Origin of the sequence: Allokutzneria multivorans, from assembly GCF_039537405.1 — a bacterium.
GTDB classification, from domain to species: domain Bacteria; phylum Actinomycetota; class Actinomycetes; order Mycobacteriales; family Pseudonocardiaceae; genus Allokutzneria; species Allokutzneria multivorans.
Genome location: NZ_BAABAL010000013.1, coordinates 1 through 15,719, shown reverse-complemented (window position 1 = coordinate 15,719; position 15,719 = coordinate 1). Strand labels below are relative to the sequence as shown.

15 protein-coding genes are annotated in these 15,719 nt (G+C 69.3%); 5 read left to right on the top strand and 10 right to left on the bottom strand.

All coding sequences use genetic code 11. The features are described 5' to 3' along the window. Positions 1–41 precede the first annotated feature (41 nt). The gene (locus tag ABD798_RS18425) at positions 42–923 is read left to right on the top strand and encodes a hypothetical protein (protein WP_344876389.1); all 882 of its coding nucleotides are present in this window, start codon (positions 42–44) and stop codon (positions 921–923) included. 69 nt (positions 924–992) lie between these two features. Next, entirely contained in the window at positions 993–1,625 is a 633-nt protein-coding gene (locus ABD798_RS18420) for an SDR family NAD(P)-dependent oxidoreductase (RefSeq protein ID WP_344876388.1), read from the top strand. Here ABD798_RS18420 and ABD798_RS18415 read toward each other — a convergent pair. Genes ABD798_RS18415 through ABD798_RS18405 form a run of 3 tightly spaced genes read right to left on the bottom strand, consistent with a single transcriptional unit; the run spans position 1,597 to position 4,163 of the window. After that, entirely contained in the window at positions 1,597–2,337 is a 741-nt protein-coding gene (locus ABD798_RS18415) for a MerR family transcriptional regulator (protein ID WP_344876386.1), read from the bottom strand. The two genes, ABD798_RS18420 and ABD798_RS18415, sit on opposite strands and share 29 nt — an antisense overlap. Next, the gene (locus ABD798_RS18410; protein ID WP_344876384.1) at positions 2,331–3,374 is read right to left on the bottom strand and encodes an AAA family ATPase; all 1,044 of its coding nucleotides are present in this window, start codon (positions 3,372–3,374) and stop codon (positions 2,331–2,333) included. Before ABD798_RS18410 ends, ABD798_RS18415 begins: the two co-directional genes overlap by 7 nt. Before the next feature lie 33 nt (positions 3,375–3,407). Continuing rightward, a complete protein-coding gene (locus ABD798_RS18405; RefSeq protein ID WP_344876382.1) occupies positions 3,408–4,163 on the bottom strand; it encodes an SDR family NAD(P)-dependent oxidoreductase in 756 nt (251 codons plus the stop codon). 101 nt (positions 4,164–4,264) lie between these two features. Here ABD798_RS18405 and ABD798_RS18400 point away from each other — a divergent pair, with 101 nt between their 5' ends. Then, positions 4,265–5,086 (top strand): helix-turn-helix transcriptional regulator, encoded by an 822-nt coding sequence (locus ABD798_RS18400; protein ID WP_344876380.1) that lies wholly within the window; start codon positions 4,265–4,267, stop codon positions 5,084–5,086. Positions 5,087–5,287: 201 nt separating this feature from the next. On the opposite strand, the gene ABD798_RS18395 is transcribed toward ABD798_RS18400, so the two are convergent. Genes ABD798_RS18395 through ABD798_RS18370 form a run of 6 tightly spaced genes read right to left on the bottom strand, consistent with a single transcriptional unit; the run spans position 5,288 to position 11,754 of the window. Further along, entirely contained in the window at positions 5,288–6,049 is a 762-nt protein-coding gene (locus ABD798_RS18395; RefSeq protein WP_344876378.1) for a polysaccharide lyase family protein, read from the bottom strand. Continuing rightward, positions 6,046–7,545 carry an alkaline phosphatase D family protein gene (locus tag ABD798_RS18390; protein ID WP_344876376.1) on the bottom strand — a complete coding sequence of 500 codons (1,500 nt, stop codon included), beginning with the start codon at positions 7,543–7,545 and terminating at the stop codon, positions 6,046–6,048. The genes ABD798_RS18395 and ABD798_RS18390 overlap by 4 nt, the downstream gene beginning before the upstream one ends. Then, positions 7,542–8,366 (bottom strand): carbohydrate ABC transporter permease, encoded by an 825-nt coding sequence (locus ABD798_RS18385; protein WP_344876374.1) that lies wholly within the window; start codon positions 8,364–8,366, stop codon positions 7,542–7,544. The genes ABD798_RS18390 and ABD798_RS18385 overlap by 4 nt, the downstream gene beginning before the upstream one ends. Continuing rightward, positions 8,363–9,250, bottom strand: coding sequence for a carbohydrate ABC transporter permease (locus ABD798_RS18380; protein WP_344876372.1), 888 nt, complete (start codon positions 9,248–9,250; stop codon positions 8,363–8,365). Before ABD798_RS18380 ends, ABD798_RS18385 begins: the two co-directional genes overlap by 4 nt. A gap of 3 nt (positions 9,251–9,253) precedes the next feature. Then, positions 9,254–10,510, bottom strand: coding sequence for an ABC transporter substrate-binding protein (locus tag ABD798_RS18375; RefSeq protein ID WP_344876370.1), 1,257 nt, complete (start codon positions 10,508–10,510; stop codon positions 9,254–9,256). Continuing rightward, entirely contained in the window at positions 10,507–11,754 is a 1,248-nt protein-coding gene (locus ABD798_RS18370) for a Gfo/Idh/MocA family protein (RefSeq protein WP_344876368.1), read from the bottom strand. Before ABD798_RS18370 ends, ABD798_RS18375 begins: the two co-directional genes overlap by 4 nt. A gap of 99 nt (positions 11,755–11,853) precedes the next feature. Between ABD798_RS18370 and ABD798_RS18365 the strand changes: the two genes are divergently transcribed. Beyond that, positions 11,854–12,990 carry an ROK family transcriptional regulator gene (locus ABD798_RS18365; protein WP_344876366.1) on the top strand — a complete coding sequence of 379 codons (1,137 nt, stop codon included), beginning with the start codon at positions 11,854–11,856 and terminating at the stop codon, positions 12,988–12,990. A gap of 69 nt (positions 12,991–13,059) precedes the next feature. Next, positions 13,060–14,049 carry a glycosyltransferase gene (locus tag ABD798_RS18360; protein WP_344876364.1) on the top strand — a complete coding sequence of 330 codons (990 nt, stop codon included), beginning with the start codon at positions 13,060–13,062 and terminating at the stop codon, positions 14,047–14,049. Here ABD798_RS18360 and ABD798_RS18355 read toward each other — a convergent pair. Then, entirely contained in the window at positions 14,039–15,424 is a 1,386-nt protein-coding gene (locus tag ABD798_RS18355; RefSeq protein ID WP_344876362.1) for a hypothetical protein, read from the bottom strand. The two genes, ABD798_RS18360 and ABD798_RS18355, sit on opposite strands and share 11 nt — an antisense overlap. Positions 15,425–15,719: the final 295 nt, after the last annotated feature.

Sequence of the window (15,719 nt, the reverse complement as noted above, 5' to 3'; positions counted from 1 at the left end):
AAGAAACAACGGACCCCTGTACTTCGTGGACGGAGCACCACATGAAGCGACTCACCGCCGTCGTCGGGATGACCGCCATGACGGCCGTCGTCGGGATGAACGCCGCACCCGCGCTCGCGCAGCCCTCCGTGGAGCGGCCCGCCGTGGCGACCTCGCAGGACCAAGCCGTGGAGAGCCTGCGCGCGCTGCTCGGCGGCGGCTCGGACCCGGCGACCGTGCGGCGCAACCTGGAGCAGCGCTCGGTCGCCGCTTCGCCGGAGGTCTTCGAACGGCTCGTCCTGGACGCCGCCAAGCGCGACAACCCGAACGCCTCGGCCCAGGAGCTGGAGAAGCTCCTCGCGGCCTTCCGGGACATCGCGAAGATCATCGCCGGCGTCAAGCCCATGGACATCGAGCGCGTCTTCCAGGGCATCACCCAGGCCGCGATGGCCGTGGCCGAGTTCCAGGCCACCGGCAACCCCGACGCCGCGCGCCGGGTGATCTGCGGCGCGGGCAGCGCCGCCGCCGGGAGCCTGTCGATCCTCTCCGACGTGGTGCGCCTGTACGAGGCGAGTGCGAACCTGCCGCAGATCGCCCAGGTGCTGAACCTGCTCGACCCCAGGACGCCGGAGGGCGCGAAGCTGTTCGCCTCGCTGCCGGAGCAGGTGCGGACCCCGCAGGTCAAGGCCGCGCTGGTGGCGCTGTCGGAGCTGGGCCGGACCCTCAACAAGATCGACAAGCACAAGGTGCTCGCCCTGGCGAGCGACTGGGCCGAGGCCGCGGCGCGCTGCGACATCAGCTCGCTGCTGAAGCTGCCGGAGCTGATGGTCCGCACCTTCGACATGGGCCGGGAGATCCTGCGCATCCTGCTCACCTCGAACCTGGGCGACCTCAGCGCGATCCTCGCCCCCGCCGAGGCGAGCCGGGTCGTCCCCGCGCGCTAGCCCTTGACCTTGACACCGGTGTCACGCTCTACCGTTCCCGCGTTCCGCCGCCTAACGAGGGAGTCAGTGATGCCGGGAGTCGTGGTCATCGGTGCCGGGCCAGGAATCGGCAACGCGGTCGCGCGCCGGTTCGCGCGGGAGGGCCTGCCGGTTGCGGTGATCGCGCGGTCTGAAGCGACCGTGGAAGCCGAGTTGGCGCTCGTCGCCGACAGCACGGACGCTGACGCCCTCCGGTCGGCGCTCGACAAGGTGACCGAGCAGCTGGGTGTGCCCGATGTCGTCGTCTACAACGCGGCGCTCGTGCGAGCCGACGCGCTCGGCGAGCTATCCGTGCGCGAGCACATGGACGCGTGGGCGGTGAACGTGGTCGGCGCGGCCGTCGCCGCGGCGCACGTGCTGCCGGCAATGGCACGGCGCGGCAGCGGCTCGTTCCTGGTCACCGGCGGAATGCCCGAAGCGAAGCCGGAGTACGTCAGCCTCTCGCTGGGCAAGGCCGGTGTGCGGACGCTGATTTCCTTGCTGGACAAGCAGTTCGGCGATTCGGGAGTGCGTGTCGCCAGCGTCACCGTCGACGGCGGGGTCGTGCCGGGGACGGCGTTCGACCCGGATCGCATCGCCGAGCACTACTGGTGGCTGCACGCCAACCCGGACGATCGGAGGCTGGAAGTCCTGTTCACCGGCCAGCTGCCAGGCGGCGCGTGACGATCTCGTCCAGGCGCCGCCACGCCGGAGCGTCGACCTCGGTGTGCCCCGTGACCACGTCCACCGTCTCGCGGGGCAGCTTGGCGAAGTCCGGCAGATCGGACGGCAGCTCCATGCGCTCGCCGAGGCGGATCGCCGCGTCGGCGAGCGCTTCGAGCCTCGGATCGTCAGCGTCCCAGTCCATCGCGGCGTCGTAGGCACGTTGCACGGCAACGTATTCCTCGTCGTCCAAGAGCCCCGTGCGGATCGGCAGATAAGCGCGCGCGAAGTCGGGTGCGAGCGCGAAAGCGAGAATCCAGCCGTCGCGGACCACGCGTCGGTAGTGCTCGGACAGGCCGAGTTCGCGCAGTCGCTCCATGTGCTCGACGGCCTCGGGCGGCAGGCAGAGCCGGTCGGGACGGTCGAGCTGGCGCAGCTGCTCGCGGCGGGCTTGGAGTTCGCGGATGCGGTCGCGCAGCTCGGCGTCGATGCGGTCGATCTCGCCCGCGGCCTCATCGGGCTGGGCGTCGAGCACGCTGGGGATGCGCGCCAGCGGCACTCCGGACTTGGCGAGGGTGACGATGCGGGCGAGGTCGATCACCGCTTGGGCGTCGTAGCGGCGGTACCCGGAGGCGTCGCGCTCGGGCTCGGCGAGGAGTCCGCGCCGGTGGTAGACGCGGATCGCCTTGACCGTGCAGCCGATGTGCGCGGCGAGCTGGCTGATGGTCAGCACCGGATCAATCTTGCCAGCTCAGCGGCCGTCTCAGAAGCAGTCTGACCCTTCGTGTCGAGCACGAGATCGGCTTCGGGCCGCCGCTCCGCTTCGGCGGCGGCGCGAGCGGCCACCTGGAGCTGCACAGCCGTTGGCGCGCCTCGGAGTTCGTCGCCCGCGAGCAAGGGGGCCTCGCCATCCGCTCTGCGCCGAACCCGCTCCGCCAAGGTCTGCGCGTCGGCGTCGAGCCGGACCGTGGTGAGTTCGCCGAACACGCCGCGCAGCTCCGGCGTCAGCTCGCGGGTCACGATGATCAGCGTCTCGGCCCCGGCTTCGCGGTAGCCCTCCCACATCGTCGCCATGGCCGCGGCGGCCAGCACCGGATCGGGGCCGGGGTGGACGAACCCGAACTGCGCGGTGTCGATGTAGGCGGTCTTACAACCCTTGTCCCACAGAGTGTTCAGGGCTCCCCACGCGGCGGTGGATTTGCCGACCGCAGTGGCCCCTGTCACCACGACCACGCGCGCGGGCGGAGCTTGGGGGATCGTCAACGGCTGGACCGAGCCGGGCGCCACGACGCAGTGCGGCAGCAGCGCGGTGACCGCGTCGTCGGGCGACCGGCCGGTCGTGTCCAGCCGGTTGGGGAGGCGGTCGAACTGCTCGGCCAGCTCGAAGAGCTCCTCCAGCAACGCTTCCGGCGAGCCACGGCCGAGGAACCGGCGGCGCAGGTCCTCGCGGTCACACCGCAGGCACACCAGCGTGAGGTCGTCCAGCGCGACATCTCGTGAGGTGTCGACGATGCCCGAAACGATCACCTGCCGCACTCCGCGCTGCCGCAGCGTGTCGAGCACGCGCGCCACGTTGGCGGCCTTGATGGCGTGGCTCGCGTCGCCGCCGCCGCCCGGTGGGGGACCGATCAGGCCGAGCTGGTCGATGTCGACGTAGGCGACGCTGCCACCCTGCTCCGCGATGCGCGTGAACAGGCCCCAACCCGTCGTCGACTTGCCCGTGCCGGGCGCTCCGGTCACCCAGAGCACGGGCATCGAGTTCGCTTCCATGCCCACCGAACCTAGGCGTGCGGCGCAAGCGAATTAGAGGAGCGTGCCGCCGGAGACCTCGATGCGCTGCGCGGTGATCCACGCGTTGCCGTCGCCGAGCAACGCGGCGATTGCGGCGCCGATGTCGTCCGGCAACCCGACGCGGCCCAGCGCGGTCCGCGAGGCCAGGAAACCGTTCAGCTCCGCGTTGTCCCGCACCACTCCGCCGCCGAAGTCGGTCTCCACCGGGCCGGGCGCGACCGTGTTCACCGCGATGCCGCGTGCACCGAGCTCCGCCGCGAGGTAGCGCGTCAGCACCTCCACCGCGCCCTTCATGCTGGCGTAGGCGGAGTACCCGGGGATGGCGAAACGCGTGAGGCCGGTGGAGACGTTGACGATCCGCCCACCGTCCGCGATCAGCGGCAACAGCGCCTGAGTCAGGAAGAAGACGCCTTTGACGTGCACGTTCACCAGCTCGTCGAACACGTCCTCGGTCAGCTCGGCGAAGGGCGCGTGCCTGCCGATGCCCGCGTTGTTGACCAGGAAGTCGAAGTTGCCCCGGCCCCAGTGCTCGTGGAGCGCGTCGCGCACGGCCTCGGCGAAGCCCGCGAACGTGCTCGCGTCGGCGACGTCCAGAGGCAGGGCGATCGCGGTGCGGCCGAGCTCCTGTGCTTGCGCCACAACCTTTTCGGCCTCGTCGGCGCCGGTGCGGTAGGTGATCACCAGGTCCACGCCCTGGTTGGCGAGGTGCAGCGCGGTGCTCCGGCCGAGGCCCCTGCTGCCGCCCGTGATGAGTGCGATGCGTGTCATGACCACAACACTCGACCGCGCGGCGGGGGCGCGGAAGGACTCGGTCAACCAGGGATCGGCGGTCCCTGGTTGACCGCGCGCGGCTGCTTACGATCGAACGCATGGACCGCGATCAGCTCGCCCACTTCCTCCGCGCTCGCCGCGAGGCGCTGCAACCCGAGGACGTCGGCCTGCCCCGGCGCCCGCGCAGGCGTTCCGCCGGGCTCAGCCGCGACGAGGTCGCCGTGCTCGCGGGCATGTCCACCGACTACTACAGCCGCCTTGAGCAGCGGCGCGGGCCGACGCCGTCCGAGCAGATGCTGGCCGCGATCGCCCAGGGACTGCGGCTGAGCCTGGACGAGCGCGACCACCTGTTCCGCCTCGCCGGGCACAGCGCTCCGACTCGCGTGCTGCGCTCCGACCACGTCAGCCAGGGGTTGATGCGGGTGCTCGACCGGCTCACCGACACGCCCGCGCTCGTGATGAGCGACCTCGGGGAGACGTTGGTGCAGAACTGGCTGGCCACCGCGCTGCTGGGTGATCAGACCCGGTTCACCGGACTCGCCCGCAGTTCCGTGTACCGGTGGTTCACCGACCCGGCTTCGCGGGCGATCTACCCCGAGGCCGACCACGACCACCACGCCCGCGTCCAGGTCGCTTCGCTGCGCGCCGCGCTCGTCAAGAACCCGCGTGCGCGGGCGATCGTGGACAGCCTGCTCTCGTCGAGCCCCGAGTTCGCCGCGCTGTGGGAACAGCACGAGGTCGCCGTGCGGCGCGGGGAGCACAAGCGGATCGCGCACCCCGAGGTGGGCGTGCTCGACCTGCACTGCCAGGTGCTGCACACCGACAGCCAGGACCAGATCCTGCTGGTCTACACCGCTTCTCCAGGTAGCGACGGCTACGAGAAGCTCAGCCTGCTGTCGGTCGTGGGTTCGGTGTCCTAGCCGTCAGTCGTCGAAGGCGTCGCCGAAGAAGAAGGTCTGCGTGGCGACCTCGGGCGCCTGCTCCGGCTGGGCGTCCTCGGCCGGGGTGTTCTCTGTGGGGACCTCGGTGTTGCTCATCGTCTCTCCTCGAATGCCGCCTGGCTCACGTCGCGATGATCAAACCGAAAGTCCCCTGCGTTAAGCAACCCGCGATCGGGTGGCTCAAGCTGGCGTGAACACGCCGACGGCGTCGTAGGCGTGCCAGGAGCCGCTGGCCTTGGTGAAGGTGATCATGTTCGCCCCGTGTCGGAGGGCGGACGCGGGCACGGCGACCTCCACGATGGACGGTCGCAGAGAAGGGCCCTCGCCGACGGTGGAGCCCTTGGTGGCGCCGCGCTCCAACGGCACTTCGGCGAACGAGGTGTCGTTGCAGGACAAGGAAAGAACGCCGGGGATCGTGGCGTGCGTGTCGATGAGCCATACGGCGAGGACGAGGTCACGGACGACGGGCAGGGTGAAGCGGAAGCGGAACGAGTGCGGCTTGCTCCCGGCCCACTTGTCGGCGGGGCCGGGGTGGAGGTACGGCCAGTCGGAGGCGGGGTAGTCGGGGCCGTTGGGGAAACGCGCGGTGTACTGCTGGTAACCATTGGGTGCTAAGGCCAGACCACGGCTCGTCCGATCGAATTCGCCGATCACCGCGACGGGCTGGCCGGAAACGGTGACGGAGGTCAGGGACGACGCGCGCAGCATTGGGCTGGGCCGACTGCGGTTGCCAGCGGCGTCGACGGTGACGACGCGGTAGTAGAAGGTGCGGCTGCGCGGACCGAGGTTGGCGTGGCGGAAACGCGTGTAGACGGTCTTCTCGACGAGTTCCCCTTGCACGAAGGGGGAATCCGACGCATAGATCGCGAAGTGGTCGACGAAGCCGTGATGCGCCCAAGCCAGGTCGATCCACCCGATGCCGGGCGTGGCCGAGAGCTTCACTGGACCTCCAAACCGGGGCGCCCGGCGGGGGTGACGAAGCGCGCGGCGGTCGATACGGGGGCTCGGTCGTCGCGCCGGATGTAGTCGACGACGCGGTATTCGGACGTCAGCTGTGAAGGCGTCAAAGTGCAGCGGACGTAACCGCGCCGACCGTCGTAGAACTTCACGTGTGGGTTGCTGAGCCAGAGATCGGTGTAGTTGTCGCGCCGCGTGCCGTCCCCGTCGGAGCCGATCGAGCCCGCGACGAGTTCGGTGCCGATGGTCGCGGACTCGGGGTCGTTGAAGTCGGCCTTGAGCTCGGCGGCGACGTTGCGGTGGATGTCCCCGGTCAGCACCACGAGGTTGGGCGTGCGGAGCGCGAGCAGGCGCTCCCGTTCGGCGCGGAAGCCGTCCCACTGGTCATTGCTGAACGTCTGCCCGGGGCCCATGTCGCGGTCGATCTGCGCCATGACGACCTGCTGCGCCAACACGTTCCACGTCGAGGACGATGCGCGAAGCCCGTCGTGGAGCCACTTCTCCTGGCGTGCGCCGAGAATGCTTTTGCCCGGCAACCGGTACTGCCGCGTGTCGAGCACGGAGAAGTTCGCCAGCCGACCCCAGCCCACGCGCCGGTAGAGCGTCATGTGCGGGCCGTGCGGCAGAGAAGTCCTTCGCAACGGCATGTTCTCGTAGTACGCCCGGTAAGCGACCGCACGCCGACGCTCGAAGTCCTCCGGCGTGACGCCCACGTGCTCGTAGTTGTTCTGGACCTCGTGATCGTCCCAAGTGGACACCCACGGAGCGTGCGCGTGCACGGCCTGGAGGTGTGGGTCGGACTTGAAGAGCGCGTAGCGCAACCGGTACTGCTCAAGCGTGCGAACCTCGGCGTCGTGCACCTTGTCGAGCTGAACGCCCTCGCGCCACAGGTTCGCGGAGTTGATGGCGTACTCGTAGATGTAGTCGCCCACGAAGAACACAAGATCGATGTCCTCGGCCGCCATGTGCCGATAGGCGGTGAAATGCCCGTGGTACCAGGCCTGACAGGATGCAACCGCGAAGGACAGCTGAGCCTGATCGTGCCGAGCCGGCGCAGTACGTGTCCGGCCGAACGGGCTGATCGAGCTGCCCGCGCGGAAGCGGTAGAAGTACTCCCGTCCAGGCGCGAGCCCGTGCACTTCGGGGTGCACGGAATGCGCCAGCTCAGGCGATGCGACCGCGTGCCCGCGCCGCACAATGCGCTTGAACTGCGAGTCTTCGGCGACTTCGTAGTGCACGTCAACGGGACGGCGCGGCATGCCTCCGTGCCCGTCGGCGGCGAGCGGCTCGGGGGCCAAGCGCGTCCACAGCACGACGCTGTCCGGTTCTGGATCACCTGAAGCCACGCCGAGGCGGAACGGGTCGGCGGGAACATCGCCGGGCGTGGAGGCGTGCGCCGGGGCGCCGGTGCCGAGCGCGAGCGTTGCCGCGCTGACTCCGGCCAAGCCGAGAAACGTCCTCCTGCTGGGCAGATCGGTCACTTGACACCACCTGAGGTGAGGCCGGAGATGATCCAGCGCTGGAAGAGCAGGACGGCGATCACGAGCGGGACGGTGACGACCACCCCGGCCGCCATCTGCGTCCCAAAAGGACTGTCGTAGCCCGCGAACCCGGCGAACTGGGAGATGCGGACGGTCGCGGTCTGCGTCTCGGGACGGCTCACCATGCTCAGCGCGATGACGAACTCGTTCCACGCCACAACGAAAACGATGATCGTCGTGGTGAAGACGCCGGGGAGCGCGATCGGCAGGATCACCTTGCGGAAGGCCTGCCCGCGCGTGCAACCGTCCACGGTGGCAGCTTCCTCCAGCTCGACCGGGAGCTGGCGGAAGAACGTCGTCAGGTTCCACACGGCCAGCGGCAGCGCGAACGACATGCTCGGCACGATCATGGCCTGGTAGGTGTCGATCCACCCGATGTCGGTGAACAGCTTCAGCAACGGCACGACCAGGGAGATCGCCGGGAACATCGAGGTCGCGATCACCACCGCGAGCACGATGTTCTTGAACCGGAAGTCCAAGCGCGCCAACGCATATCCGGCGAGCGTGCCGAGCAGCACGGTGACCACGGTCGTCACACCCGCGACCACGAGGCTGTTCAGCAGCGCGCGGGTGAACTGGTTCTGGCCGCTGAACACCGCCGCGTAGTTCTCCCACGACCACGGCGACGGCAGCACCGAGAGGTCGAAGATGTCGCTGGTGCGGCGGAAGCTCGACACCACCATCCAGTAGAACGGCGCGAGGCAGTACACGAGGATGACGGCGACGCCCAGCAGCGGCGCGAGCCGACGAACAACGCTCATGCCGACGCCTTTCGCTTGTCACCCAACAGATCCGTTCCGAGCAGCCGAACGAAGACGAACGCGATGACCACGACGTAGAGGAACAGGATCACCGAGTACGCGGCGGCGGGCCCGTAGCGGACCTGGTTGGCCTCGCTCCACGCCAGCATGGACAGCGTCTCCACCGAGCCCTTCTGCGCACCGACGAGCACGAACGGCAGGTCGAACATCCGCAGCGCGTCCAGCAACCGGAACAGCGCAGCGACCAGCAACGCGGGCTTGACCAGAGGCAGCGTGACGCGCCAGAACCGTTGCCACGCACTGGCTCCGTCCAACCGCGCGGCCTCGTTCACCTCGTGCGGGATCAGCTGGAGCCCGGCGAGCACGAGCAGGCCGACGAACGGAGCTGTCTTCCAGGTGTCGGCGATGATCACCGCGATCCGGGCGGCCCACCCGTCGGAGGTCCACAGCAGATTCGTCGCCAGCACCTGGTTCGCCACGCCGTCGGACTGGAAGATCCAGCGCCACAACAACCCCGATACCGCCGTCGGGATCGCCCACGGAACCAGGATCGACGCGCGGACCAGGCCACGGCCGCGGATCACCCTGTGCATCACCAAGGCCATCGCCGTGCCGATCACCACCTCGATCGCCACCGTGGTCACGGTGAAGAAGGACGTGTTGCCGAACGCCGTCCAGAACCGCGAACCGAGCGCGTCGGCGTAGTTGTCGAGTCCGACGAACCGGTCGCCGGTGACCACGAAGCCGTCCGCGTCCAGCTCGTCACCGCTGCGGTGCAAGGACTCCCGGAACGCGGCCAGCAGGGGATACCCGACCACCAGGCCGAGCACGAGCAGGCTCGGCGACAACAGCAGCGCGGCCGTCCTGCCCGCTCGTGCCCGCACGGCTCAGGACCCCTGGGCGAACTCGGTCAGCTGCTGCTGCAACGTGGAGAGCGCCTGCTCGGCGGTCGTCGTGCCGCCGAGCACCGCGTACACCTGCTCCTGGATCGCCGAGGACGCGTCGCCGTAGCGGACCAAGGTCGGCCGAGGGCGAGCGCTGGTGATCGCGTCGTGGAGCACGGGAAGGTACGGGTACTTCGCGCGCAGCTCCGGGTCCTGGTAGATCGCGGTCCGCGTCATCGGGTAGGCGGAGCCCTTGGCGTGCTCGCGCTGAGTGTCCACATTGGTCAGATACTTGATGAACTCCCTCGCGGTGTCCTGCTTCTTGGAGAACGCGGACACCGCGAGGTTGTTACCGCCCAAAGTGGACACTCCGGGGCCGGATGCGCCGGGGATCACCGTCACGCCGAACTTCCCCTGCACGGCAGAAGAACCGTCGGTGGCGTTCATCAGCGCGTGGATGTAGGCCCAGTTTCGGTGGAAGATCACCTTGCCCTGTTGGAAAGCCCGGCGGCCTTCCTCCTCCTTGTAGGTGATCGCGTCCGACGGCACGGAGCCGTCCCGGAAACCCGTTGTGAGGAAGTCGAGCCCGGTCTTGGCTGCGGGCGTGTCCAGCTTCGGCTTGCCCGCGTCGTCGGTGACCTCGCCGCCCGCCGACGACACGGCTTCGGAGAAGTTGACCGTGAGGCCCTCGTACTTGTCGAACTGCCCGGCGTAGCACGAAGCGCCTGCGGCTTCAGGCAGAGCGAGCACCTTCGCGCACGCTGCCTTCATCTCGGCCCAGGTCTTCGGCGGGGTGACTCCGGCCTTGGCGAGCAGATCCGAGCGGTAGTAGAGCATCCCGGCGCCGGTGAAGTGCGGGATGCTGAACAGCTTGCCCCGGTACTCCGACCCCTTCAGCGGCGCCGCGAAGAAACCGTCCACGTCGAACTGATCGCGGGGAAGCTCGGTGATCCACCGGCGCGCGGCGAACTCCGCGTTCCACGGCAGGTCGATGGTGATCACGTCGTAGGTGTCGGACTTGGTCTGCGCCTGCTGGATCAGCTGCTGGCGCTGGCCGTCCGCCGCCTCCGGCAGGTCGACGATCCGTACTGTCTGATCGGGATGCTTGGCGTTCCAGGCTGCCACGAGCTTCGGGACCGTGCCCGTGCCGTCCTTGATCGTGGCGAAGGTGATCGGGCCGCGCCCGTCGGCCTCCGGTGTCGAGGTCCCGCAGCCTGCGAGCACGAGTGCCGCGATTCCCAGCGCTAACGCCCTTTTCACCGTGGGGCTCCCTTCAGGTTGACGACGGTGCCGGTTCGGCGCGCCTGCTCGGCGGCCCACACCAGCCGGTGCGATTCCAGGCTGTCCCTGCCGTTGGTCAAGATCAGGCTCGCGTCTCCGGTGTGCACCGCGTCGATGAAAGCGTCGACGAGCCCCTGATCGCCGCCGCCGTGCCCGTCATCGGCGGTCGCGCCACCGGAGTACGTCGGCGTGATGACCTCCGGGCCGGTGAGGAAGTCGTGCACGGTGATGGTTTCCCCGTCCCCGTCGAGCGATCCCCGCGTGCCGAAGACGCGTGTCTTGCGGTGGCTCACGGGCGCGAACGCGGTCATGGTGAACGATGCCGTGACGCCGCCGGTGTACTCGATGTCGACCACTTGATGATCGACGACGTCGTTGTCGCACGAGTACACGCAGCGCCCGTATGGCCCGTCCCGCAAAGCTTTCAGTACGCCTTCCTCGGTGCGGTCCGGCGTGATGACCGACAGCGGCCACACGCGGTCCGGCTCCTTGAGGAACGGCAGGTAGATCCGGGGAGCGGAGTACGGGCAGTCCGGCTCGACAACGCAGTCGAGGCAGCGATCCGCCGCACCGTGCGGCTTGCGCTCGGGCCGGAACTCGAAGAGCCCGCCGAAGGAGGAGACCCGCACGGCCGGGCGGCCGACGATGTGCGCGAGCCAGTCCAGGTCGTGGCAGGACTTCGCCATCAGCATGAACGTCGACTCGTCCTCGCGCCGCCAGTTCCCGCGCACGTAGGAGTGCGCGTGGTGCCACCAGCCGACGGGTTCGAGGTGCTCGACGCTGACGACGTCGCCGATCCGTCCACTGTCGACGATCGACTTCATCGCCCGCGTGTACGGCGTGTAGCGCAGCACGTGGCAGACCGCGAGCATCACCCCGGCGGCCTCGGCGGCTCGCACGATGGCTTCGCACGCCTGCTCGGTCGTGGCCATCGGCTTTTCCAGCAGCAGGTGGTAGCCGCGCCGGGCCAGCTCGATGGCGGGCTCCATGTGCTCCTGGTCCTGGGTGGCGATCACGGCGACGTCCGCGAGCCGGGGCCGCTCGGCCAACTCCCGCCAGTCCTCGAAGAGGTTCTCTGCGGGCACCTGGTGCTCGTCCGCCAGTGTTTTCCGGGCGTCGACCCGGGGTTCGGCGATCGCGACGACGCGTGCCTTGCCGGTGGCGGCAGAGCGGGCCGCGTACTGGGAGCCCCGGCTGCCCGCGCCGACGATCGCGACGGTCACCACGCGATGATCACCTCCGCTGGGGTTATTAATGGAACTTCCTTTAAATAATCGGCCATGGTCTACCATTGAGCTCGTGCGGTGGTCAAGGATTCCCGGGTGAGCGGCAGCCCCTCGCTGCTGCGAGTGATCAACTCCGTCGCCGTGCTGTCCGCTCTGCGCTCTGCGAGTCCGGCGACCCTGGCCGAGCTCTCCGCGAGCACCGGGCTGTCCCGGCCGACCGTCGAGGCCGCGATGGAGGACCTGATCGCGCAGGGCTGGGCCGCCGAGCTGGCCGCGGCCGCCGGGCGGCGGGTCGGGCGGCCCGCGCGCCGCTACCACTTCCGCGCGGACAGCGGCTACGTGCTCGGTTTCGACGTCGGCGCGCACCGGGTGATCGGTGTGCTCGCGGACCTCAACGGCGAGCAGGTGCACACCCACGAGGCACAGGTTGATCCGCAGCTGGAGGCCGATCCGCGCATCGCCGTCGTGCGCTCGGTGGCCACGAAGTGCTTGAGCCGTGGCAAGGTCGACCGCTCGTTGTTGATGGCCGCCGGGGTCAGCGTTCCCGGCATCGTCGCGCCCGACGGCACGGTGACCCTGTCGACGGTGCTCCCGGGCTGGAACGGCGTCCAGATCGCGCGGAGGCTGGAGAAGTCCTTCTCCTGCAAGGTTCTGGTGGACAACGACGCGAACGCCGCCGCGGTGGCCGAGCGCTGGCACGGCGTCGCGAAGGACGTCGAGGACCTGATCTACCTGCTGGTCGGTCGTCGGATGGGCGCCGGGCTGATCCTCGGCGGGCGCGTGCACCGGGGCTTCGGCGGCGCGGCGGGGGAGATCGGCCTGCTGGACCCGAAGAAGTGGGAGCTGCGCAGGGAAAAGCTGCTCGGCCCCGCCACGCAGGAGTCCGTTGCCGACCGCGACCACCAGGTCACCGAACAGATCATCGCCGACGCGCGCACGGGGGAGCCCGGCGCGGTGCGGATCGTCGACGACTTCTGCGAGGTGCTCGCGCAGCACGCCGCCGCGATGACGCTGACCATCGACCCGGAGCTGATCGTCGTCGGCGGTGGCCTGACCTACGCTGCCGACCTGCTGCTGCCGAGGATCAAGCGGCACATGGACACCGCCTGCCTCCGCACGCCCGAGCTGGCCGCATCCGCTGTTGGTCAGGAAGCCGTGGCACTGGGCGCGGTCCGGTTGGCGCTCAACGCGGCCGACGAAGCGCTGCGCCAGCGCGCCGGAGGCGTCAGGTGACGTCCATCCGCTGCCTGCTCAGTGATCGCGCGTCCCACGTCACCGGCGGGATGCGGGCATGATCGATCAATGACGATCATCTACGCGGCACCGGAGGTCCCGGTCCCGGTCGGGGGCGTGCGGGTGCTGGCACGGCATGTGGAGTTGCTGGTCGAGGCGGGCCACGACGCGGTGCTGTGGTGCCCGACCCCTGGCTACCGGTTCCCGTTCTTCGACTGCGCCGGACCGATGCTCAGCGGCACCGAGATCGAGGTGTCCGCCGACGACCTGCTCGTGCTGCCGGAGGTCGGCATCAAGCCCGGTGCCGAGCCCGCGCCGGGCGCTCGGAAGGTGATCTTCAACCAGAACCACTTCCACATGTTCGCCACCTGGGACTCCGACGCGGAGTACCCGGGCTGGGACCCGGCGCCGTCGGTGTGGGCGGTGTCGGGGGAGAGCGCGGCGGTGCTGAGCAGGCTCGTCCCGTCGCTGCCGGTCGAGCTGGTGCCGAACTCGGTCGACACCGCGCTGTTCCGCCCCGGCGACCGTCGTGAGTGGACGGTCGCGGTCATGCCCCGCAAGCGCCCGCAGGAGTACGCGCTGCTGAAGCGCTTGCTGGGCGCGGATTCCAGGGTTTCCGTCCGCGAGCTGACCGGGGCGACCGAACACGAGGTTGCCCGCGTGCTCGGCGAGACGTCGGTGTTCGTCGCGCTCGGCGACCACGAGAGCTTCGGTTTGCCGGTCGCCGAGGCGCTGGCGAGCGGCTGTCATGTCGTCGGCTACCCGGCCGGTGGCGGCGCCGAGCTGTTCACCGCCCCGGGGACCTTCGAGGTGCCCGACGCCCGACCGCTGCTGTTGGTCGAGGAGATCGTCAGGGTGCTCGGCGCGCCGGACGAGCGCGTGCGTGCGGCGTCGCGGGCCTGGATCGAGGAGCGCCACACCCGCGAGGTGACTCGCGAGGCGTTGCTCAAGGCCGTCGATGTGGCCCTCGCGCGCCCGGGTTCGGCGGCGAGGGCCACGCACCCGATGGCCGCGATGATGGAGTTCGCGGCCAAACGGGGTGTCGGCGCTAGGGCTTGATACCGATTCCGGGTACGAGGCGCAGCACCCGCTCCCGGGTCGCCGACATCGCGGGCCAGTGCTTGCCGCCGGGGCGCGCGTAGACCTTCGACGCGTAGTCGCCGGGCTTGTACGCGGGGTCGAAGAAGCACCCGGTTCCGTAGGTGGCGTCGAACCCCTTGCAGGCGTTGGAGATCGCGGTCGGTGCCGGTGCGCGGCCGGTGCCGGCCCACTTCGCCAGCTCGGAGATCGCCGTGGCGTACTCGGAGTTGCTGAGGCCGCTGTGCTCGCTCTCCCTGGTGAAGGTCTGCACCAGCTTGCCCGCCGTGCCCGCGCCTTCCCGGCTCGCCCGGTACGCGCTCTCGTGCTCGACGAAGGCCGTCGGGTCGTCGATCGCGTGCATCGTCAGCGTCGGGATCGTCGTCGCGCCCGTCGGGTCGCTGTCGAAGGACAGGTCCCGTACCGCCGCCGGGTCTGCGGAGAACCGTTGAACCCCCGCGTTGAGCGCCGCGTCGTCGTGCGATCCCGTGTAGCGGATCGTCCTGTTGTCGAAGGGGTTCCGCCCGCCGAGCCGCTTGTGCACGATGTCCCGGAAGGTGAAGGTGGAGAAGCGCAGGTGCGATTCCAGCGTGCGTTCCGGGAGCCGCGTCACCGCCAGGATGTCGCTGAGGTTGCGCTGTTGCAGCGCCGTCCGCTCGCCCGGCTTCGACTCGATGCCCGTGCACTCCTGCACCCGCGCGCCCAGTCCCGCCGAGGTGAGCGTGGAATCCTTGCGCAGCCCCATCCACAGGGGATATTGAGGCTCGCTCGGACGCGGGTGGTTGCCGCAGTAGTACTGGTAGACCACGCGCAGGTCCACCCGGTAGTCGTACCCGCGCGAGCCCCCGGCCAGCACCCCGTTGGTGAGGAGCATGCCGTCGTAGCCCCTGTACATCTCCGCGACCTTCGCCGCCACGTCCCCGCCCCACGACTGCCCGTGCAGGAACGTCTTCTGAGGACGCCCGAACGCTTCGACGAAGAGCCGCCGCACGTTCTCCGTGTCCTCCGCTCCCATCCGCGTCCCGTACCCACCGCGCCGATAGGACGACCCCGCCCACGCGTAGCCTTCGCGCACCATCACCGCCCACCGCCCGAGGTCTTCGACGCTCCTGGCAGGGTCGGAAGTTTCGGTGAGGTCCGGTCCGCCGTGCGCGTGCACCACGAGCGACCCGTTCCACTTCTCCGGCACCGCGATCGCGTAGTAGGCGCCGTTGGAGTCCTGGCCCGTGTAGCACTTGGCTTGCACGCCCGCAGGACAGGACGCGGGAGTCGGTTTGGCCGGGCTCGCGCTCGCTGGCGTGGCCATTGCCAAGGACAGTGCGGTGACGAGCAGTACTGCCGCTTGCTTTCTGCGCACGCCGGTTCTCCCTCGTCCACAATTTTGTGGAGGGATGCTAGCTCCGGGAACATGAGTGGTCTACGCATGTCGCGCCGACTTGGGATCCGTTTAACGTAGGCGACCGTTCCAGTGCGGGTCCGACTTGACCTGCGGCCCCTCGCGCATGCCGGGAAGGACGCCAGGGGGAGCCTCCGTTCCCTTGTGCCCCTTGCTTTCCAGTCCCGCTCCGCCGTAGTGCTGCGCGCACGCCGTGCGTCTATCTCCTGAGTCGTGGGTCGACCCGGATGTTGCGCCGAGGCTTCTGCTCCGGATC